The following is a 23512-nucleotide window of genomic DNA, read 5'->3' on the forward strand; positions in this document are numbered from 1 at the left end:
TTCGACAAAGTAGTTTGATTCTTTTGACCGGACATAAACGGCCCCTCCTCATCAAAAATCATTCGACGTTCACCGTATTATCCCGATGCGAATGACGTAGTGTGATCGACACGATCGTGAATGCAAGAGTAGTTAGATTCCAGAGAAGTCGTAAATGGTTTGGAAGGGGCCTCATCGGCCCTCATCCCATGCGTACGATACGCAGCACGTTCTTCATTCCGTTCAGATCGATGGAGCCTCTTCATTTCTCGCTGTCAAGCAGCCAATCTATGACGTTCATCACAATTATTCCGTCGAAGGTCCCGAGATTGAACCTGTCCATAGTCAGCACCTTCTTGGGGAAGTTGTCCCGTATCATCTCCAATGACCGGAATTCCCTGTCCCTCGTGTCCTCCGGAAGTATGGTGGCCGCCACCTGGTAGTATTCCACTTCGCTCCCTTTGATCGCTGTGAAATCCACTTCCCTGTCGCGGTAGGATCCTATCCTCACCGTGTACCCCCTGCGTATCAGTTCGAGGTACACGACGTTTTCCAGCGGTCTGCTCATGTCATCGGTCCCGGATCCCTGCAGGGCCATGAATCTCATCCCTAGGTCCGATGCATAGAACTTGCCGTTCGTCGAAAGGAGCTTCTTCCCTACGATGTCATACTTCTCCGCATGATAGAATAGAAGGGCATCGATCATCCCTTCTATGTATCTGTCCACGGTCCCATTATTCAATCCAGTCCCTTCGGATATGTTCGCGATGTTTGTAACATTGCCGATATTGGAGTATAGGAATCTGGCGATGGACCTGATCTTGTTCACGTCATCGGTCTTCAGCCTGGACAGCACATCTTTTATCAGGACGGTGCTGAAGACGCCCTCGAGATAGCCGAGGCTGTATCTTTCCCCTCTATCGGGGTCCGCATCGGGAAGCCCGCCGTATCTCAGATACTGATTGAACCTGTCCTCACTGTTCCCTGGATGCAGTTCGAGGAATTCGCCGAAGGACAGGGGCAGCATCTTGATCTCTATGTATCTTCCCGAGAGATGGGTCGAAAGATCCGTCGACAGCATATCCGAATTGGAACCGGTGAGGTAGACATCGTAGTTCTTAGTCTCTTCCAGAGAGGAGACTATGAGTTCCCATCTGTCCACATTCTGTATCTCATCCAGGAGAATGTAGACTATTCCGCTCTTCGGTAGTTTCCTCAGTTCGGAGCGCAGTTCTTCCGGGGATATAACGTCGTATCCTTCGAAAGATTCGAAGTTCACATGGAATATGTGGTCATCGGCTACCTCTTCGGACCTCAGGTCCTCAACAAACTGATCCATAAGCGTCGATTTGCCGCATCTGCGCATACCGGTGATCACCTTAACGATGCTGGTGGCATCTTTGGATTCATGCAGTTGCCTGAGATACTCCGCTCTTCTGACGGTCTTTTCCATATGAATCTGTAAGTATCCTTCAAATAAATCCATTGCGATAGATTTTTTCATAGATTTTAAAAATTATTCTATTGCAATAGAATTTTTTTTACAATTTTAATAACAAAGATAACAACCAGCTGTTATTATACCTACACGGGATTCTAAGTATCATGATAACTGAGAATACGATCGTCAAGGTGACCCTGGGCGGAGGCGAGGATCCCATGGAGAAGCTGACCAGGCTCATCATCGAGAGGGACGAGCTGCTCTTCCACGTGGTCCCGGAGCTGAAGGTGGAGTACATGCTCAAAGTAGGCGCATTGGAGCACTTGGTGTGGAAGAAGCGCCTGGAGCTGTCCATGGCCAAGAGGAGGCTGTCTCTGATACGTTCCTATCTGAACAGGCAGGAGGAGTCCGACAGCGAAGCTATCGAGGAGACGATCAGGTTCGAGTACGAGAATCTGCTGGACGACCTGAAGGAGCGCAACGAGGAGATCAAGAAGCTCGTGGGGCTGATATCGGCGGAGAAGCTCTCCCAGGAGGATACGGAGGAGATAAGGTCGCTGTACACCAAGATAGTGAAGAAGCTCCATCCGGACCTCAATCCCGATGCCTCGATAGCGGACATCGCGCTCTTCCAGAAGGCCGTGGAGGCTTACAAGAGGGCGGATATCTTCATGATACGCGCCATCTACAGCTCTCTGGACTTCGACGAGCCCTGCAGGGTGTACGCCGAGAGCGTGAAGGCGAAGATCGCGGAGTTGGAGCAGCAGATCGAGATCATTAGATCGTCCTACCCGTTCGACAAGATTCCCTTCATGCAGGACCGCAATGCTGTGAGAGAAAGGAACGCTGAACTGAACGAGATGCTCGACAGCATCACCGAAGACCTGGAGCTCGTTAACAGGACGATAGCGGAGGTGACGGCATGACCATGCCTGTGGTGATACCGGACGACTTCGGCCTGATGGACCCTTCCAAGCTCACCGACATAGCTCCGATCACATTCAGGATACCTCTGATGGACACGGAGATAGTGGGGATATGCTTCAGGGGCGACCCGGAGGAGATCACCGCAGGTCTGAAGGAGTGGGACCTTCTGTCGCTGGTCAGGGAGCCGGACAACCCCTACGACAGGCGCGCAGTGAAGGTCCTCAACCAGGACGGGATGCACATAGGGTACATCCCCAGGGACAGGAACGAGACCGTCGCCAACCTGATGGACGCAGGGAAGCATCTGTACTGCGAGATAACCGGTATCGGGGGATTCAGGCACGACCCGTGCGTAAGGATAAGGGTGCTGATGGACGATCTGTGATTATCTGAAGCAGTGGGCAAATACGTGAATAGTGGAAAGGTTGCACAATGATTTATAAAGAAGATGAAACTATGAGAATTTGGTGAGATAAATGGCGACCAAGAGTTTCTTTGAGGATATGGTCATCGATACCGACGAGGCGGCCGACAGGCTGATAGCGGCGTTCGACGAGGCCGATTCAGGTGCGCCCGGTATCGACACCTCCGATACCCACAGGGTCGTGACGGACCCTGAAGAGCTGGGGAGGATCCTTAATTGGTGAATGAGCCATTCATAGCGCCTTTGCGTATTCTATTGAAGAAATATGGAGAGGACAAGGTGATAATGATCCTGAACGCGTACCATGATTGCGTCGGATCGGATCAGGAATCCTTCCTGAAGGATAAAGCCATAATGATGGAGAAGAAGAATATGTGCAGGACATATCTCGCCATCGATGGCGACAGCAAGATTCTTGGATACTACAGCATCGGACTCAGATGCATGAAGGTACCAGAGAAGATCAATGAGAAAGGTGAGAGGGAGAAGGATGACAGATTCACCATCAGGATGAATCTGGATCCTGAATCAAGGGTAGCGCAGTCTTATCTGATAGGACAGCTGAGCAGATCCAAGGATGCTCCAAAAGGCTTTGGGTCCAAACTGATGGAGGATGCCATCCATCATATCCTGGAGGCGAACCTCATAGTAGGTTGTAGACTGGTCAGGGTAGATTGTGAGGATGGATTGATAGATTACTATACTGATCTTGGATTCAGAAAGATCAAGAAGAATGATGACGAGGATTTGAATCAGATGGCCTATATTTTAAGGGTGTAATCGGGATAGCTCTCTTTGACGGAACTGACGACTGTTATCCCTGTATCCGAGCATTTAGTCGCCGGCTGTGATCATCTGACCCTGAAGGCGACGTTCATCGTCTTGGCGATGAGGGCGCATTCGTCCTCAGAGGATTGGGGTATGGAGCCTCCCACTATGGAGACGGTGACACCGGTAACGGTCTTACGGCACTCCGTGATGAAGTCCAGGACCGCCTGGTAGGATTCCATCCCGTATTTGCTGCGGGTTACCTCCAGGTATTCCTCGGCATTCTTCGCGTTGAGGCTTATGGATACGGAATCGACTAGTCCCTTCATCTCGGGAACTATATCCCTCCCGTTGATGAGCGATCCCAAACCGTTGGTGTCGAGGCGCACCCTCTTCTTCAGTTTCTCGTGGATGAATGCTGCTATCTCCTTGAGATCGTCGAATCTCTCGGTGGGCTCTCCGTAGCCGCAGAACACTATCTCCTCTGTCGAGGATAGATCAAGTGCCAGCAGTGCATCTTTGACCTCTTCTGCAGTGGGTTCCCTGTCCAGCCAAAGGCTGTCCGCATCCCCGAGGCCGGGTGTCTCGTTCCTGACGCAGAAGGTGCACTTGCAGGGGCACCTGTTGGTCATGTTGATGTAGTAACGGGAACCGTACTTGTAGACGATCTTGCTCATGATGCGGACTCTCCTCTGTCTTGACAGCTGCCTCCCATATGCTAGGAGGATAATAATTCGAACGGTTTGTAACGGTATGGTACAGTCATAGTTAAAGTAAAAGTTAAAGTAAAAGTAAGAGTAAGATGTTGGAAGCATCAAATTTTCTCTTCATTCAGAATCTGTGTTGAAAAATCAAGGAAATAGTTTGAAGAGATGAAGGGCCGACCCCCTCATCTCTTCCTGATGATCAATGCGCCTGCTATAATCACAACGACCAGAGCTGCTGCGGCGATTGCGACGAACATCATGAGGTCCTCTTCCTCGGAGAAGGCCAGCGGACCGACGGTCAAGGTGTACACTGAGAAGTGCTCAAGTTTGAACGTCATGATTCCGGTGGCAGCATCGTAGGAGCATTCGATCTCCTCAATCGCACCGTTGTCGCTCACGTAGTAGAGATGGTCGTAGGGCTTGTCGCACAGCACGCTGACGGTCGCATTTCCACCGAGGGCGGATATGTTATCGCCGTTGATCGTGATGGTCAGGGCCATGGCATAGTTGTCGTGGATGATTGCCCTCTGCCTCTCGGTCAGGTCCTCAGGATTGAGCTTCTTGATGGACAGGATGGCATCTCCGCCCTTGGAGGACAGGTTCTTGACGGTCGCCTCATCCAGGGTGACCCTCTTCTCGTTGTTGTCGAGGGAGATGGTGTAACTCCTGATGGTCGCCTCCTTCAGGTAGTCCGAAGGGATGATGATGACGCCATCGGCGGAGCTGAACACGAGATCGACATCCATGGATTTCATCTCGTCCAGGATAGTCTCCGCCTCACGGAGCACATCGAAGCTGGTGTCGGGGAGGTAGGCCTCGGCCTTGTCTCCGTCGTTGACTATGACGAATGAGACCTGGTGTCCCTCTGCATCGGTGTTGATGATCTTGACGTTCTCCTCGACGATCCTGCCCGCATCATCGGTTACGACGAGGCGCTCCTCGGTCTTGCTGGTCTCTCCGTCGGTGACGGTCCTAACGCTCTCCTCGACGTTGTTTCCTCTGCCGTCCTTGGTAGTGACGGTCTCCTTGGTCTCGGTGGTGACGTTACCGTATCTGTCCGTGTAGGTGGTCTCGTCCCTCTCGAAGGAGCTTCCGTCCTCGTAGGTGGTCTTCTCCTTGATTATCTCGGTCTTGGAGCCGTCCCTCTCGGTGATGGTTTCCTTGTCGATCCTGGTAGTGGAACCGTCTTCGTGCTCGATGATCTCCGTCTCCTTCTTGATATCCTTAGGGTTCTGCGGAGCGGGTATCGGATCATCGCCAGAGATCCATTTCGCAACTAGGGTGATGTTCTCGGTGATCGTGGTGTCGAAGTTGAACAGTCTGTCACCAAGGTACCATCCTTTGAAGGTGTAGCCTTCCCAGGTGGGGTCCTCGGGCTTCTCGACCTTGGTTCCAGCTTGGATGACCTTCTGCTCAACAGCAGATCCTCCATTGGAATCGAAAGTGACGACGATGTCGCTCGTCCATACGGCGTAGAGGTCCAGCGTCTTGCTCTCAATCTTCGGGATCGGGCGGTTCATGATGTTGCCGGGGTAATCCACTCCACTGTCTGCGGTATTGGACCATCCGACGAAGGACATTCCTTCCCTGATGATTCCCTGGCTGGGCAGTATAATGGGTGCTCCGAACACAGGTTCGTGCATCTCCGTGACGATCCTGTCGGTTCCATCGTTGGCATGGAATACTATCGTGTAGACCTCTATGTCCCATGCAGCGACAAGGTCGTAATCCCTGGTAACAGGCTGGTTGAAGTAGAACTTGTCAGTGATCACGACGCTGACCGAGCGGGTCTGGCCAGTGGTAAACTCGTACCATCCGATGAATTGCATCCTCTCAGGTACAGGAGGATCTGCGGGTTGCTCGACAAGCTGTCCGTCGATAACCTCGATGGTTGCCTTGAGTTCAGGAACTCCTTCAGGTTGTGCGTAGAATCTGACAATGTGCACCGGTTTCTTCTCCCACTCGGCTATGAATACCATATCCTCCTCGATAACGGTATTGCGGAAGTCGAACGGTGTGTCTTCGCCCTGCAGATGCCAATACTTGAAGTTGTAGGTGTCGTTGATCGGTTCTGCGGGTGCGCTAATCTTCTTACCACTGTCTACGATAGCGGAATAGTACACGGTGTCGTTCGACATGAAGGTCACGGTGCACTGCTTCTGCCATTTGGCGACCAGATCTACAGAGCTGTTAATCACGGTGTCGAAGTCGAACGGTGCGTCGTTTCCTTCCTTGTCGTACCAGTACAGGAACCTGTTTCCTTCCCATGTGGGGTCTTCGGGCTGGATGACCTTTCCTCCGACGGCCACGGTTTGGGTCTGGATCGGTGTACCGTTGTTGTAGTTGAAGGTGACCTTGTAATCGGTTCCCCACTGAGCGTAAAGCGTGAACGTGAGTCTGTCTCCGCTTTCGTCCATGGTTCCGATATCATAGTCGAGGGGGAAGTGGACCGCATGCTTGTAGAGGATTTCTCCATCGGGAGTTGCGGACCATCCCTGGAATGCGAATCCGTCACGGCTTAGGATCATGGGTATATTTGCGCCGTAGACTCTTCCCAGATCCCTGGTCGTCGACTGAGCTCCCTCGTAGTTGGGATCGAGTGTGACGGTGTAGGATATGGGCATCCATCCGGCGACTAGCAGGTAGTCTCTTTCGATATCCGTGTTGGCGAAGTCGAACGGGGTGTTGCGGTCGATGACCTCGTATCCGGGGGATTCGGATATGAATCTGAATTCGTACCATCCTGTGAACTTCAGTCCTCTCTGGCCCGGAGGATCGGCAGGTGCGGAGACCTTCTTGTTCTGTGCGTCCACGTTGACGACTGCGACGCTCCTCAGTTGGGGGCTCTCTCCTCCGTAGGCAGCGTAGTATCCTACTGACCAGGCGATGGTGGTCACGGTCCATTTTGCCTTGAGACTGATGTCGCTGGTGATGGGCTGGCTGGGATCGTAGTCGACATAGCCGTCATCGGTGAGTCTCTGCCATCCTGCGAAATCATAGATCTTGAACTGGGTGTTGGTCTTGTTCGGTTCTCCTATGACACTGTTCAGGCTGGTTCCGCTTGCAACCTTGAAGGTCCTGTCGTAAGCTATGCTTCCGCCGTCCAGATCCAATGTGACGGTGTATGTATCCGACCACTGAGCGGTGAGCACGATGTTCGTGGTGATCGGGGTATCGAAGTTGAACACGTTTCCGTTAAGATACCATCCTAGGAATTTGCTGTCCTTCTTCAACGGTGCGGACGGTGCGGTCGCGTATCCTCCGTACTCGACATACTGGGTTTCGACGCTGGTTCCTCCGTTCGAATTGAAGGTGACCGTACGGGTCTGTCCTTCCCATATCGCATACAGCGTTATGGTGATCCTGTCGGCGGGATCCAGTGCTGCATAGGACCCCTGCAGGGGGAACGAGATGGTCTGACCGGTCCATACGACATTTCCGTTCTTTTCGAACGACCATCCGAGGAGGTTGTAACCTTCACGGGATACAGACAGTGAGATGGGACCCTTGTTCAGGCCTCCGACTGCGGATGTGGTTGTGCTTCCCTCGTAGTTGGGATCAATGGTGACGTCATATGATTTGAGACTCCTGACTGGGAACAGCTTGAAGTCGCTGGTGACAGGGGTGTTGTAATCATATGGTTCATCCTCTAGGATAATGTAACCGGATGGGGTCTCGGCCAGTTTTATCTTGAACCAACCTTCGAAACCAAGTCCTCTCTGCGCTGGAGGATCTCCAGCATCGGTTATCTTGTCACCGTTGATGATGTATGATGTGTGGATCTTCTGGAGGTTGTTACCTCCGACCAGGCCGTAGTATTCGATGGTCCAGTATGGAATCGATTCACCTATACTCCAGTCAGCAACAAGTGTAAGGTTGCTGTGGATTTCAGTTACTCCGAATACGAATGGTTGTCCATCCGTATCGCTCGCAGATTTGATCCAGCCTTCGAAGTCGTAGCTGTAGTTGAGATAAGTTCTAGTTGCATTTCCGGGGTTGTTGATCGTCTGTCCGTCCTGGACACTGATGGTTCCCTTTCCATCCTCTCTTACGGTTCCCGGGAATCCCTGAGGCAGGACTCCTCCAGTGGGGTCGAAAGTGACTGTATAGATGTTGGTCCATTTTGCCTCTGCGATCGTAGTGGTCTCGGTCAGCTCCGATCCCGTTGTGGATGCGGTGAGTTTAGTTTCGCCGACAAACCATCCTTCGAAGATCGCCATGTCCTTGCTAATTTCAGGAAGGTCTCCCAGATTCTGGTAGTCTGCGATCTCGATGGTCGCCTTAAGAGAGCCTCCGTCGTAGAACATGACTTTTTTGTTGGGTGTTATCTTGACGACGAATTTTCCCTGTACACTCATCTTGTCTCCGCTTGCATCGACGATGACACCAGCGTAGTACACCGAGTTCGCGTCTGCTCCTTCGCCGATAGTGCTGAAACTGAAACTGCTTCCGCTCTTCGGGTACTTGAACGATCCGTTCGGGTTCGTAGCATCGTAGGGGCCTTCGGTTATGATCTTGTCATCCCCGCAGTAGTGGACATCGATCTTGTACGTCTCCATCAGCTGGTTAAGGGCAGGATCGTTCTCGATGGACGAGTAGTGCTTCGAGCCGTCGTATGTGTACGTGACGTTTCCGTCTTTGATGTAGAACGCGTACAGGTTCACTATGGTCGGGGTGTGGACACCCAACTCGACTGTATCCTTGGGGATGTGAGTATAGACTTTCTTTCCATTGCTGTCCAGTAAGGCCCATCCAACGAATATATGGCCGTCCATGCTGCATTCGATATCCCTGAGAGTGATGGTTCCGTTGTTCAGTTTCCCTGAATCGTACAGAAGGGTACCATCCCAGTCGAAGTAGCGTATGATGTGAGAGCTGCTTGTGGTATAGAGGGAGATGTCCTCCTTGACGGTGAGGGTGTAGACTCTCTTGCCGTCGATTATGGTACTCTCTACCTTGTTCTGTTCGTTAAAGATGGGCTCGTAGTACCATTCCTCGTCGTTGTACATTCCGAAGGTGATCACGGAGTAGAGAGGAATGTTCTGACCGTTTCCGCTTACATCGTTGTAGTAGACCGTGAAGTCATCGACCTTGGTTCCGTTGACGATGAAGTTGATGTCGGCAGATGCTGTCTTCGTTACTATGTTAAGATTGATGTCTTTGGTGATGAAGAACGTCCAAGCGTATCCTCTGTTGTTGGACAGCTTCGTCGGGGTTCCGATGTCGTATGCGGTCAATCCGCTCTCGCTCAACGTTCTCTCAATATCCAAATCGTACCCTGCGTCTGGTTTGATTGAGATAACAATCTCAGAATGGGCGGTCATCATGTAGACGCCGTCTTCAGCAGGTTTCGTGATGGTAGTACTCACAGATGCGTGGGCATCGGTCGAATAAGTGAACTTGTAGCTAAGATCCTCCTTCCACTTCAAGGTTATGATCAGATCGCTTGTTACAGTACTGTTGAAGTCGAATTCGACATCTCCGTTGAAGAAGCCCAAGAATTGGTACATATTGGTGTCGTAAGTGTTGATCAAGGGCTGAGTTACTTTGCCTTCAACGGTTGCGACAACCAATCTTTGGCTGTTGTTAGCTTTGAATGAACTGACAGGTGTGATGAACGTGACCTTTGCGGTATCGTCAGGATAATGCGCAGTCAGAGATATAGTGGCGCCGTCATTGCTGGCGCCAACCCTGTAGTAGTAGTTTCCGTTCTTGTAGATCACTTCACCTTCTGCGGGATCTGCAGTCCATCCGGAAATAGGATCGTTATGGGAATTCCTCTTCATTATCGGAAGAGGGATCTCCTGCTCGAATGCAGCCCTATCGCTGGGATTCCAATCCCATGACAGGATCTTATCTGAGTTTTCTATCTCTATGCTAACTGTGTTCCTGGTGTAGTTGAAATACAGTGTCGGGGTGGTGCTTCCTTCCCACGGGGTCGAATCGACTGCGGTGATAACGATTCTCTGGCCGACGAGTTCTGCGCTGATTTTGGTATAAGGTTCCATTCCGCTGAACTTCATTCCTTCTACGTTTATTCCAACAGCAGCAGAGTACTTTCCATCATTCTCCACCAACGGAACTTTCATAGGTTCTTGCTCGGAGTAGCTTCCGTCAAGCTCTTTCAGCTTGAGGACTACATTGACATCCTTGGCGGTTCCGGTGACCACCTTACCATACAATATGAGAGTACCGCTCTTGGCCTGGATCAAGCGAGCATCATTCATTTCGTGGAATCCGTATACTTGATTACTGAATTTCGTCTCACTTCCAGGATCACAGTCGAAATACCATCCTGAGATGATCTTACCAGATCCGCCTAATGCCTGATAGATGGATGCAGGCACGTTGGGCAGGAACTTAGCTCCGTAATCGACTGAGGTTGTGGCTTCTACCGGATCTGAGTAGACTTTATAGTCTGTACCGTCTTCATTCTTAAGCTTGTATTTGACTTGGTAGAGGTTCTGTGTCTCAACCACAATGAGTGCAGGCTTGTCGAATTTGGTCCAGTTCAGATAGAACGATTCAGTCTTCGTACCATAATCATTCTCCGGTGTGGGAATTTCATTCGTTGAACCTGTGTGGTAATTATGGTCCGTATTCACTATGAACTTTGTTACTTCACCCTCGGTTTCGTACAATCCTTCGAGAACTGTGTAACTGTATCCAGCAGCGACGGTTATCTTGACCGGTGGCAGATTTCCATCGGGGTTGTTGATGAGAAGATCCTGGGGCTGACTGAAGATAAGTGAATCTAATGCTCCTACGTACTTGGTGTAGTTCAGGATGGAGTACTTGTAGTTGCTAGTGGTCTGATGAGGCGTGCTTTCGACGGTGACCTCTTCAGTGATGATCTTTGCTGATATTATGTAGTATGTGAAATCAGCGTTGTTGTCTCTGTCGATCGATAGGTCTCCCAACAATGTGAGATACTCGTCGGAGTCTCCGTATTGGAGACAGACCTCGTACAGTCCGAGAGGTATGTAACCGGAATACAGCTTGGGTGCCGAGGGGTCGTTGCTCTTTAGGGACATCTCATAGTATTCCTGAGTGTATACTTTGTTGTGCAAGTACACTCTGGTCTTCTGGAGCTCACTGTCTTCGATAGTGTTGTTGTTGAAGATCATGTTCAGGTTCACGAACCTGCTTCCAATTTCACTTGCAGTGATGGTACAGTTTCCTGTTACCATGACCGTGGTGAATGATGAGTAAGCATCCTCCAAGTTGCATTCTCCGGAAGCGATCCACCTGTTGAGCTCATAGTGCTCTGAAGGAGTATAGGAGAGTTCTATGATGTCTCCGTAGTGGGCGCTTATGGTAGTGCTGGTGATGCGCTCCCTGTTTCCGTTATGGTCGACCAAGAATGCATCGACGGTTCCGTTAATGGGAGATGGGATTGAGACACTGTAATTCATCTGCTCCCATACGGCCTTGTAGGTGATCTCGTAGTCGCTACCTTTTTTGTTGAGATAGTAATCGGTTGTTCCGTTATCCAATTGGACTATAATGGCCCTACCAGTCTCATCAACAGTCTCGACCTCAGTTCTCACGATTTTGAGATAGATCACGTCGTCTCCGCCCACATTGGCGTGTTCTTCAACGTAGAATATTTTCAATGTTCTTTCAACACCGGGACGTGGATCCAATGCACCGACATTGGTCGGCATCTTGGTGTTATGCCATCCTTTCAACTTGTAACCAGACAGGGATGCGTCTTTGAGGGTGTAGGTGAAGGTGAAGTAGGTCTCGTCACCTTCCATTTGTGCGACTGATTGGTCGGGATATACCAAGAATGAACTGGGAGCCTCTACTGTAGCTGATTCGTACGGGACTGAAGAAGTTTCATTCCAACTCTTCTTGTCCATCGTGACTTTGATTGCGATGTCGGAAGTGACTGCATAGATGTTGATTTCATTTACGAGCAAGCCGGTATCGGGGTTTGTCAGCATGGCCATGGTGAGAATCGTATCCTGATCGATGTTGTACCATGTGCCCGAGGTTGTGTTGTTTCCCTGGAAAGACTCCCACTGGATGAATTTCTGACTGTAATCGGGTGATGATGTCAGAACCTCCCTGGCGTAATCCAGGATGTTCATGTTGTTATGGTTGAAGTCAACGATATCGAAAGTGGATCCGATCCTAACACTCGCATATACCGGTTCACCGTTCACATAGTTCATGACGTAACCATTGGTACCGAAGATGTTCGTCCATCCGCTTCCTGAGGGTTTGAAGAAGTTGATCTTGATCTCTATTCCGGACCATTTGGCATATAGGGGCATATCCTTGGTGACCCTGTCGGATTCGGTGTTCCATTTGTAGATGAAGCTGGAATCCTTGTACCATCCTCCGAATACGTATCCGGCTTTTTCCGGCTCAGGAAGGTTCGTCAGACTTGCACCGCCCTCTACATCCTGAGAGACGTATATCTTCAGGGATCTGCCGTCCATGTAGTCCAGATTGACCGTGTACATGTATCTTGCGTACAGGGTTAGGTCTTTGGTAACAGGGGTATCGTGGTTGTACGGTTTTGTGTAATTCTCGTCCGTATACCATCCCACAAATCCTTCTCCCGTGTCAGGGCATTCGATCTTGCTCACAGTTTGTCCCTGATAGAATGTGAGGGCTGACTGGTTGGATTTGGTTCCGTACATTCCAACGAATGTGACCTTGACTTTGTTCTTTTCAGAAACGATAAGGGTGATGTTGGATGGTGATTGACCAGAGCCTGTATCCAATACGAACGAAAGGGTGATATCTTGCGGAACATCTCCGCTGTATTCCACATAATATCTTATGGTGGCTACCGAGGATCCAGACAGAGTTCCCAGTTTGATCGCGCTCTGTGAACCGTCCTCATTGAAGTTATCGGTGAACTCTTTCGGACTGGATAGCATCCAACCAGTGGTGTTGTCCATATTGGCCATAGGGATGACCCTCACTGTGGTTCCAGCATTGATTCCGGTAACTTTGGTCAACTTGAGTTCAGACATCGAAGGCGATTTCGGGAACAGAACATCAGAGTATCCTATGTATGAACTGGGATTTTCTTCGGTCTTCACACTGATGCTGTAATCCGTTCCGTATTCGGTCGAGGAGGTGATCACATAGAAGTCCACACGGACCTCGATGTAGTTGGCGGGAATCGTGTAGCCCTCATCGCCATAAGCAGAAACTTCTCTGAAGTTAAGGATCAGATAACCGAGATATGCGGCGTGATCTACGGGAGCTCCAGTCAATGTGAAGTTGAGTTTGTAGGTTCCAGGAGCGCTTGCGCATGTAAGCAATACTGACTGATCTTCTTGACCGTTGTCCCTGTTATAGTAAGTCGACTTGACAGGGTTCTCGAATCCGGGGATTCCTTCAAAGGAATTCATCTCATTTGCGACAGTAAGCGTTGCTCCGTTTCCTTCATGTCCGAATATCAGACCAAATTGGTTCTCATGGGGAGTCTGGCCGCCGTTCATCCCTGGCTTTACGAATTCGTAGTCATGGCCGTGTATGTCGGATCCCAATGAGTAGAATGCTCCACCGACATATTCTATGGCCGTGCCGTTGAACATCTTAACGATGTCCACTGATCCATCAACTGTCTTGATAGCATCGCTGCCAGAGGTGGAAAGACTCATAGTGATTGCTTTCTTCTCGGTTCCTCCGATATACCAACAGCGGGTACTTTCGTTGAAGTCGGTCATGTTTGCTGCTCTGAAAGATCCATCCTTATTGACTACGAATCCTCCGGAACCAGGGCTACACATGACATATGCACCATAGCTGGATTCTCCCTGAGCCGAGAGTATTAGGTTTCCGTTGACGGCACCATAGCTGGAGGATGATTCCCTTATGTAGAATGTTGAACCGCCAGCGATGATTATCGAGTTGGAAGGAGAACCTTGGGTGGTCGGTTTGTTGTACATGTTGACGCTGTTCAGAGTCAATACCTTGTCAGCGGTAGAATCGATTTTCACTATGGTATCGTATTTCAGAGTGAGATCATCGATCATATACAGGCTAGCAACCAGTTCTTCGGTGACTGCGCTCCTTCCCTGAACTTCGATGTATGACTGAGTGATAAGTGCCTCGGTTATACGATGGATTCCCTGTATCGGGGTGTTGGTGTTGTTCTGTAATTGGATGATTTCCAGTTTGGTGCTGAGTTTGGTGTTGCAGGCGTTTCCGCTTCCCATTATGCTTCCGTCAATGGAGATTTTCGCTTTTCCTTCGTTTCCATAGATGAAGATGCTTCCGTGTCCTTTGACGAGGTCGGTGCCGGGGCCGAACGGATTCTCCGCATGACCCTGCTCGTCAGTCTTGACGTTAGCTCCTGCGTATATAGATGATACATTGATCGTCTTCACGCTACCTTTATACTGGTAGGGGTTGACGTAGTTCCCCTCATCGTCCTTGTAGTAGTGACCTACATAGATGTTGGTGTTTCCATAGGTCCTTCCCATGAATCCACCACCGAATACGGACCCATCTATAGTTCCTTGGTCGATGACCACGATGGTAGTGTCGTTGTCGTACACGGTTTCATCAGTATCATTGTTGAGCTTGGGTCCATCGTCACCTTTCGACGATCCTCCGTAAACAGATCCATAGATCCTGGTGGAAGATCCCGTGACGTAGACTGTCCTGTTGCCGGTGACGGAGATGATCTTTTCTACTCCGAATCCACCACCGAACACATTTCCTTTGATCTCTCCACCGGTGACCTCGACGACTGTGTTTCCATCGACCTTTCCTATGGCCCCTCCGCCGTAAACGTCATGGCCGATGTAGCATCCATCTTTTATCAGGACGTATGTGTTTCCAGTTACTTTCGCGTTGTCGACGTAGTGTCCGCTCGTCGTATTGTATGTGATGTTCGTATTGTTGTTCACGAACCAGGGAAGTTTATTGAATGGGTTAGCAGTCGGGTCATTGTAATCGATCAGACTGCTATTTACGACCGTGATCCTCGAGTAATCGTCGGCCCAATCGGCGGATTTCTCTTCATCGATACCCTTTCCGCCTCCGTATACTGATCCAGCGATGTTTGCGTTGTTACCGATGCTGATCGAGATGTTTCCATCGACCTTCGCGACCTCGGGGTATTCGTCCGGAAGCGACTTTCCTTTGTAGTTTGTCAATGTGGGGACGGACATGCCTCCGCCGTAAACGTCTCCATAGATATTGATGTCCGAGTCGCCACCTATACTGATGTTGATGTTACCGAACACATAGGATTTTCCGGTCGAGTTCTTGTATCCTTTCCAGCTGGGTTCTACGAAGTTTCCGGTACTGTTGTGCCTGTCTTTGTCCAGACCACCGCTGCCTCCTCCGTAGACACTGTCGAATATGGTACCGCCTGTTATTTCGATGTTGATCGTCAGATCGTTTTTGTTCGACTCGTTTCCGATGCTTCCTCTGTATCCGCCACCATAGAGGTTCCCTACGATTCCTCCGACCATCCTTACTGTGATGTCACCGTCCAGCATAGATTTGTATGTGGGTAAAGCCGAGGTGTCGTAACCTGCTCCGTATACTCCGGCCGCTACTGCTCTGCCTCCGATGTATATGAGTACGTGATCGACGCAGTCGTTATCAGAGGTTGTTGCACCGTCCGTGATGATACCGCATGCTATGTGCCTGATGATCGCTTTTCCGGTCAGTTCCAGATATGCGCTGTCGGTTCTTGTGAATTCGCTGCGGCCAGATGCCTGTACATCCCATACAGAACTGTTACCGCTGACGAATACATGGGTGGATCCCTCGATGGTTGCTTTGTTTCCGGAAGTTCCTTTGGACGATCCTCCCTCGATGATGCTAGACTGTTCGATGTAGAACTTGGTCCTCTCTCCATAGAAATCGTTGGTTTGCGTATCTTCCCAATTATCTCCAGGAGTATAGTGGCCGACACAATAGACGAATGTTCCTCCGTTGTTCTCAGACGGGTATTCCGAATCGTTGTTCGTGTTGTAGATGTTACCATAAATATCGCCACTACCGCCAGATCCAGAGCTGCCTCCTGCCAGAGTGTCGGTGGTGATACCTCCCTTGAGCACTATGTAGGTCGACAAGGGATTGTCTTGAGTTCCAATGGTGGCATTGGCTCCTGAAGATCCACCGACTATGTTGTAGTAGGTACCGCTGTGGATGATGACATAGGTTCCCAGGTCTACGGTGAAATCTCTGATCTCTTCCCCTCCTCCGAACACGATCTTCTTGCCTACAATTGTTGCATTTGTGATCGAGCTTCCAGGAGTTCCGCCGAAGATCTGCGGCACACCGCCGTTATCATTGGGAATGTTGGTTGTAGTGTCAGATATTATGCCGTTGTTGACTTTTTTCCATAGGTTTTCAATTCCGGTTCCTAAGATGAGCTTGTGACCGTAAGCGTATATCGCAGAACCGGTACCGTCTCCATGTGTTCCGATGTTACTGCCGGTGCTTACGATGATCACGTTATCTATGATAACATCGCCGCCGAGCCTGCAACATCCAGTTCCTGAGCCTGAGAATTGCAATACCGTTTTCTCAATTGCTCCGATAGGTGAACGGTATGTTCCTGTCGGCAGATAATTGGGATAGTTACTGTTGTTTACACCACCCACGGTCATGTCAATCAATTTCTCTCCGTTCCTCGCCTTCTCCAGAGTTAGGAGGTAGATGGTACCGAACATGTCTGATGATGTGCGCTTATTTCCGCGGACAACGTCGGCATAGTTTACTTTCTTGTTGTTGTCGATATCGATGGCCCCAATTGTCTTGTTTCCTTGGATGTTAGTGGGGTATGCGCACGGACTGAGCACATCTACTGTGTAGCAGTCGCCATCGGCCCATCTGTTGGCGTAAACTGTGTCCGACTTCAAGACGAAAACATCAGGCTCTATCCATTTGGCGTAGAGTGTGGTTATGCTGCTGTCCACGACATCCCCGGGATAAATCATAACCCATTCGTTGTTCTGATAGGCCATCCATCCGCCGAATACCTTATCAGGGGATAGTGTACAGGTTGTGAATGTGATAGTTACGGTCGTTTCTGTGACCTGGCTGTGGAAATTATAGTAGTCATAGATGGGGTCAGTATTACTCTTTGATTCATTCTTAGTGACAGTTGTGCTGGTGGCAGTTATTCCGTTCTCCTTAATAACGAATGATTTGGGTATCTTAAATTCATAATCGATGCCACTCCCAGCACTTCCGTCGTGCGTGAACATGATGCTGACCGAATTATCTTGGATTTTTACAACATGATTAAGGGAGTTTTCATAGGAATTGAATGAGCCGTCAGAATTTAGTTTTACGGTCCCTGTCCAGTTGTCACGGGTTCCGGATGTTGTAACAGGAGTGCTGTTTCCATCGATGAATTCGCAGACAGCTGTGTTTGAGGGGGCATTCCAGTTTCCAGATGTTATAAGGCCCGTGTTGCTCCATAACAAGGGGTTGTATTCCGTCGCTGCTATTCCGTCATATGTTACTTCAACACTGCCGTTACCAGTTGTGTTGGTCGGATCGATGTACGTGATCGTGTGTTCGCCTTGAGCAGATATTGACTCGGATACCCCTATTGCCGTCCCTACAAAAGTTATTGCGACAGCAAGAAGGAATAATGCTAACATTTTGTGCTTTGTCTTTCTCATGCCCCTTGAAAAAGTACTATTGCAATCCATTATACCGTTTCTTCCCTGCTAGGTACGCCGACTGTTTTCTGTTGACATTCGCCCCCTTTGCGTACTTAGTGATAGTCGAATGTCGACAATCGGTTCATCATCACTATATTCCAACTCTATTAACTTGTTGTATATATATCAATAGGTCAAGTTCATCCAACAAATTGTTATCTGGATGTATAATCCAATATGTACAAAAAAGTGTATATCCAGTAACTAAATCGACATTGTTGATTTCAAGATACGGATAGATTTAGCTACATTCTATGCCCTCTATTATCGTCGATTGGCGTATAGATGGTAAGCGGGTGACGAATAACCGAGATCAAAGTTATCTTTGTCCAAGTCGCCATCAGAATCACGTTATATACTCTCGTCATTTACCTTCAATGATGAGAGGAGAACTGTCCGACGGCTATGTCATAGTCAGGGACCAGACAGACGGTAACCACCTTTACGGCAAGGGCAACTACGGATATCCGCGCAGCGGAGGCGGTGTAGACCTCGATCTCCTAGAAGCAACGCTTCTTACTGAACTGGGGAAGCTGGAGGTCTTCGATAAGGATAAGAAAATGTCATTCGAGGATCTGTTCAGGCTCTCATCGGATTCCGTGGAGGATTTCGATATCCTCTACATCGTATACAGGGACATAAGGCTCGGAAGGGGACTCGTCGTAAAGCAGGAATCCGGCAATTACGATCTTTCCGTGTTCGGCGCAGGCAAGAGGCAGTCCAACTCCCGCCCGGCATACATGCTCAGAGCGGTCTCCGAGAGGAGCCTCCTCGACGTCTCCGATTCTCTGGAAGGCACCAAGGAGACCAACGACAGGAGGAAGAACCTCCTGTACGGAGTGGTCGACGAGGAAGGGGACGTGACCTATTACAAGCTCCATGTGAAGGATCCCGCCGGCAAGGTGTTCCCCACGGACGTGAGGGGACACGCCGAAGGCGTCCTGGTGAGCGACCGTGTGTTCATATTCGACCAGACACAGAGCGCGTTCCTGCACGATTACGGGTTCTTCGGGAACCTGGTGAACGGGATCTACCAGCTGTCGCTGGTGGAGGCCTGCTTCCTCATAGGGAAGGGGAAGCTGACCGTGAGGGACATGGAAGATACTGAGATGGATTACGACGACCTCTTCGAATACGGTTTCAACGAGCAAGATGAGTTCGAGAACCGCCTGAAGGTGTACACTGACCTCAGGGAGAGGGGGCTTGTTGTGAAGGCCGGTTTCAAGTTCGGTACCCACTTCAGGGTCTATCAGGACGATCCCGACGATTGTCACGCAAGGTTCCTGGTGCATGCGGTGCCCTATGAGATTACCAAGATGTGGCCCGACATCTCCAGGACGGTTAGGTTATCGGGCGGTGTGAAGAAGGAGATCCTCTTCGCGATGGTCAAAGGAAATTCCATCCAATACCTCGAGTTCGAATGGTACAAACCCGGACTGATCCCCGGGAAATGATCTCCATGTGCCAGCTATTCTAAAAAATGACCAGCAGCAAAAACGAGCGGCAATCTCCCCGAGGATGAGTGCAAGGACTGAAAAAGTGCGACATTCATTCTCAATCGCTAAAAGGAGGCGAATGCCGCATGAGATACATTGGTCTAGATGTACATAAGGATAATATCACGGCTTGCGTGCTCACGAGCACTGGCAAGCCGAAGTTCGAGAAGAATTTCGTGAAGGAATCAGAATCCTGGAATCTTTCCGAGCTGATGGAATACGGCGATAAGGAAGGATTCTGCGTCATGATGGAATCAGGGACGTACGCATATCAGCCGTTCAGGTTCTTTTCAGACAATGGTGTGGAGACCCATGTCGTCCACGCCCAAGCGCTGAAACTCATCACGCAATCCGATAAGAAGACGGACAAGAAAGATGCGTATACGATCGCCAGGATGCTAAGGCTGTGGAAGAGAGGTGAGATAGACCTTCAAATGGCATTCATACCGACCAGAGAGCAATGCGAGCTGAAGGACATATGCAGGTACCGCGAGGAGATCTCCAGGAAGATCAGCGATGAGACCAGGAGGATCAAATCGCATATGTCCAGAAACTGCGAGCATCTTCCGGAAGCATTCGATAACTTCCAGGCACAGAGGGCAAGGAACTATGTCAGGTTCAACTTCTCATCCGATATCACGTTGATGAACCGTATGGCCGGGTTGGAAAGGCTGTTCGCTGAGAGGGATTCCATCCAGAAGGAGGTGGAATCCAGGCTTCCGGATTCCAGGGATGTGGAGATCCTGATAACCATTCCTGGAATCGCCAGGCAGACGGCAGTCCAGATCATGTCTATGATCGTTGATATAGACAGATTCGACGATTCTGAGAAACTATGCGCATACTTCGGTCTCGTCCCGAGGGTTAGGGATTCCGGGGGCAAGGAGCATCACGGTCGCATGACCAAGAACGGGGACAGGATGATGAGGGCGTTAATGGAACGTGTGACGGAATCTCACGTCCGTAACTGTGACTCATCGGTCACCAAGTATTACAAACGCAAGTGCTCGGAGATGGGCACGAAGAAGGCGCTCATAACGGCATCCAGGAAGATGCTGTCGGTCATATTCGCGATGCTGAAGTCCGGCTCGGACTTCAGGCTCGCAGCTTGAATCGGCATTCGATTCAAGCCTGACTCCCGACATCCGATGCCGGTTATGGGATGCGAGGTCCGAGGTATTCTGCCGTCGTCCTTTCTTGCGGCCTTGACCGCCTTGAAAAATTACGGAGTCGACCGACGACCAGGCTCGAAAAGTCATCTTACGGCCATCTGGACCGTCTAAAGTAAATTGCGTTGGCATGACAGGATCGGTGGGTCGGATGCGGGGATCTCCCAGCGTAAGCTATAAACAACAGGCAAGATCATGCAGAAATAACGCTCGTTTTTGTCAAGTAAAGAGAAAGGAAGGGGTTTCAGCGGCCCATCCGAGCCGCATTATCGAATCACTCGATAGCTCCAGAGGGGCATGCGTCGATACATGCGCCGCATTCGGTGCAGACATCGGGGTTGATGACTGCGACGTCTCCGACTGTGATGGCGGACGAGGGGCACTCGTCTGCGCATACTCCGCATGCTACGCACTCTGCTTCGTTGATCTTGGGCATTTAGTTTACCTCGGAGAACAAATCGATTTCTCATTTATAATATATGTACCCGCCAGAGTGCATTGCTTTTTATCCGGATCCGATCACTCTTCTCCGTTTCCGCCGAAACCATGGCGCAGGAGCTCGTTGTATCTTGCATTGGCCTCCTCGCTTTTCTTCTTCTGCCGCCAAGAATCGATCTCGCTGCGTATCGCCAGCATCTCATCCACGATGGTCTCGGGATCCTTCGGTCTCGCATTCCTCAGATAGGCCGTCATGCGGCGTATGGCCTTGGGTGCACCAAGACCTTTTGCGATCTCCAGACCGAATTCCTACGGGAAACCGAGACCTGTGATGGTTTCGACTAGTTCGTCCTTCGCTTCATTCCATTCAGAATGGGTGTCTTCCATCGATATTCCGATAGAGTCCAAGGTCAATAATTATTGGGCGGTTAGGAGGCCCTAGACCCTCACAAGAGGGGTCGACTCTTCGGACCTCCGACACCGACGGCCGGTGTCAAACCTTTTCTACTTCGATCGTTTATGACCAATCGATAACGATGGTCAAGTGACCGATCGTTATAGTCAGCCGGTATCCGCCTTGCGGACGTTGGCTGAGGTAGTATGTAAACACATTATCACCTCCTACCGTGTCCCCCGAGGTCGACACTCTGATAGGACAACAGTCCGTTAGATCCGGACCGTTGGTCCGGGAACGGCAGGAGGATCTCTTTTTCACCATTCTTTGATGAAATAATCAGCCAGGTCAAATTGTAAAAAATAAGAACGGGGCATGCGCCCCTTGTTTTCATTCACTCATTCCTTCTCTTCGGCGGCAAGAGCTTCCTTTGCCTTTCCGAGAGCCCTGGCGATCCAGATCGTCATGATGACTGCGAGGATCGTCACGATGATGGCGTAGATCAGCATTCCGACGAGGTCGTCCTCTGTGTCGAAAACAGCGGCGACGGCCGCCTTGATGGTCTCGTTCCATGCAAGTGCGGCGACAAGTCCGAAAGCTGCCGTGATCAGGGCGGCGAATGTTTCGAGCAGTTGAACTTTGAATTGTCCAGCCATGATGCCGAAATCGATTGCATATAAGATAAACTTATCGCAGTTAGCGGTCGCAATTGTCGATTTCTGGCATATAGGACGGAACAGGTGGAGACATTAGTCAAAGTTAATAGACTACCGAACGGTAGTTTAATACACTTGTTAGCGGATCATGGATTGATGACCGACAGGAAGAACGAGATTGTCTACGCGACACTCGAATTGGCATCCGAGGACGGCCTGGGCGCCGTTTCCATGCAGAAGATTGCCGACAGGGTAGGCATAACCAAAGCATCCCTCTACAACCATTTCTCGTCCAAGGACGAGATAGTCGATGCGATGTATCTTACCATCAGGGAGGCCTCGAAGCAGAGGGCAGCTGTCGGACCTGTAGATTACGATTCCATGGCATCTGAAGGTTCCATGGAGAGCATCCTCACGAAAGCAGTCTTGTCATACAGGGCCATGGTCCACGATCCCCAGCTGTCGATGTTCTACAGGATAGTCATGTCCGAGAGGGCGATCAGTCCCGCGGCCTCGGAGATAATGGTCAGGGAGACGCAGACCATGATCGATGCAACGGAGAAGCTGTTCGGTGCGATCCAGAGGAAGGGGTTGGCATCCTTCAGCAATCCGAAGGCCGCAGCCTTCTCGTTCGCCATGGCGGTGCATTCGATGATCGATTATGAGTTCGATCTCTCCTCCGCCGGCATGGATGCCGGGAAGGACATGATAGGTGAATACGTCAAGGAGTTCTGCCGCATGTATGCGGCCTGAAAGGGTTGATTATGATGGAAGAGAGGAGATTGATGTTGCTGATAGCCGCTGTAAGCGGCATCCTATGCGCTGTGTTCTATCTGCTGCACGATGTGATAGGTGCGATGAACTATCCCGGTTACGATCCGATGAGGCAGGCCGTGAGCGATCTGACCGCTACGGACGCGCCTTCGTTCGCAGCAGCTATCGGGTATTCGAGCGTATACGGGATTCTCAGCATACTATGTTGCGTCCTGATCTGTCTGGTCGTCAGGGAAGAGGCCAAAGGGATCAGGATTGGCGTCTATCTGTTCACTGCTATGCAGTTCGTTTCGGCGATAGGATACTCGCTGTTCCCTCTTACCGGCAGCGGATACGATGGCAGCATGCAATCGTTCGTGCACGTGTACATACTGACCATTTTGGTCGTCGTTCTGTCGATAGCTTCTCTCGTAGCATTGGCCTATTTTGGGATCAAGAACGGAAGGAAGGTTCTGGGCATCGCCGCTGCGATAGCATTGATCGCGATGATGTTCGGCGCTATGGGAAGCCAGGCTCTCCCGCAGGATGTGTTCGGACTGGTGGAGAGGTTCAGCACGTACAGCGCGGTGGTGTTAACGGCGTTCCTGGGATTCTATTGGTATAAGGTGTCGGACGAGGACCGTCCAGTATCGCAAATAAACTAAAGAAAAAAAAACGGGCCCGAAGGCCCTT

Annotated in this window: 12 protein-coding genes and 1 pseudogene; 7 read left to right on the forward strand and 6 right to left on the reverse strand. The window is 50.3% G+C overall.

Features of this window, described 5'->3' with window-relative positions:
* Positions 1–241: 241 nt before the first annotated feature.
* On the reverse strand, positions 242–1432 hold the full coding sequence (locus E7Z62_06240; protein MBE6522705.1) for an ATP-binding protein: 1191 nt from the start codon (positions 1430–1432) through the stop codon (positions 242–244).
* 152 nt (positions 1433–1584) lie between these two features.
* Between E7Z62_06240 and E7Z62_06245 the strand changes: the two genes are divergently transcribed.
* From E7Z62_06245 to E7Z62_06255, 3 genes are all read left to right on the forward strand, one after another.
* The gene (locus E7Z62_06245; protein MBE6522706.1) at positions 1585–2346 is read left to right on the forward strand and encodes a J domain-containing protein; all 762 of its coding nucleotides are present in this window, start codon (positions 1585–1587) and stop codon (positions 2344–2346) included.
* Complete coding sequence (locus E7Z62_06250) at positions 2343–2732, forward strand: restriction endonuclease (GenBank protein ID MBE6522707.1); 390 nt, start codon at positions 2343–2345, stop codon at positions 2730–2732. Before E7Z62_06245 ends, E7Z62_06250 begins: the two co-directional genes overlap by 4 nt.
* 318 nt (positions 2733–3050) lie before the next feature.
* A complete protein-coding gene (locus tag E7Z62_06255) occupies positions 3051–3551 on the forward strand; it encodes a hypothetical protein (GenBank protein MBE6522708.1) in 501 nt (166 codons plus the stop codon).
* Positions 3552–3622: 71 nt separating this feature from the next.
* On the opposite strand, the gene E7Z62_06260 is transcribed toward E7Z62_06255, so the two are convergent.
* The gene (locus tag E7Z62_06260; GenBank protein ID MBE6522709.1) at positions 3623–4354 is read right to left on the reverse strand and encodes a radical SAM protein; all 732 of its coding nucleotides are present in this window, start codon (positions 4352–4354) and stop codon (positions 3623–3625) included.
* Between the two features lie 74 nt (positions 4355–4428).
* Positions 4429–17901: a hypothetical protein gene (locus E7Z62_06265; GenBank protein MBE6522710.1), complete on the reverse strand. Its 13473-nt coding sequence runs from the start codon at positions 17899–17901 to the stop codon at positions 4429–4431.
* A gap of 392 nt (positions 17902–18293) precedes the next feature.
* Between E7Z62_06265 and endA the strand changes: the two genes are divergently transcribed.
* Positions 18294–19367, forward strand: a complete 1074-nt coding sequence (gene endA / locus E7Z62_06270; GenBank protein MBE6522711.1) for a tRNA-intron lyase — start codon at positions 18294–18296, stop codon at positions 19365–19367.
* Between the two features lie 128 nt (positions 19368–19495).
* The gene (locus E7Z62_06275) at positions 19496–20521 is read left to right on the forward strand and encodes an IS110 family transposase (GenBank protein ID MBE6522712.1); all 1026 of its coding nucleotides are present in this window, start codon (positions 19496–19498) and stop codon (positions 20519–20521) included.
* A gap of 331 nt (positions 20522–20852) precedes the next feature.
* Here E7Z62_06275 and E7Z62_06280 read toward each other — a convergent pair whose 3' ends face one another.
* The 3 genes and pseudogenes from E7Z62_06280 to E7Z62_06290 all read right to left on the reverse strand — a co-directional run bounded on the left by E7Z62_06280 (position 20853) and on the right by E7Z62_06290 (position 22066).
* Positions 20853–21014: a 4Fe-4S dicluster domain-containing protein gene (locus tag E7Z62_06280; protein MBE6522713.1), complete on the reverse strand. Its 162-nt coding sequence runs from the start codon at positions 21012–21014 to the stop codon at positions 20853–20855.
* Between the two features lie 83 nt (positions 21015–21097).
* Positions 21098–21403: pseudogene (locus E7Z62_06285) on the reverse strand (hypothetical protein).
* A 405-nt stretch (positions 21404–21808) separates the two neighbouring features.
* The gene (locus E7Z62_06290; protein MBE6522714.1) at positions 21809–22066 is read right to left on the reverse strand and encodes a hypothetical protein; all 258 of its coding nucleotides are present in this window, start codon (positions 22064–22066) and stop codon (positions 21809–21811) included.
* Positions 22067–22222: 156 nt separating this feature from the next.
* Here E7Z62_06290 and E7Z62_06295 point away from each other — a divergent pair, with 156 nt between their 5' ends.
* Both E7Z62_06295 and E7Z62_06300 read left to right on the forward strand, forming a co-directional pair.
* Complete coding sequence (locus E7Z62_06295) at positions 22223–22819, forward strand: TetR/AcrR family transcriptional regulator (protein MBE6522715.1); 597 nt, start codon at positions 22223–22225, stop codon at positions 22817–22819.
* An 11-nt stretch (positions 22820–22830) separates the two neighbouring features.
* Positions 22831–23484: a DUF998 domain-containing protein gene (locus E7Z62_06300; protein MBE6522716.1), complete on the forward strand. Its 654-nt coding sequence runs from the start codon at positions 22831–22833 to the stop codon at positions 23482–23484.
* The last annotated feature ends 28 nt before the right edge of the window (positions 23485–23512 follow it).

This window comes from Thermoplasmata archaeon, assembly GCA_015063285.1.
In the GTDB taxonomy this organism is placed as follows: Archaea; Thermoplasmatota; Thermoplasmata; order Methanomassiliicoccales; family Methanomethylophilaceae; genus Methanoprimaticola.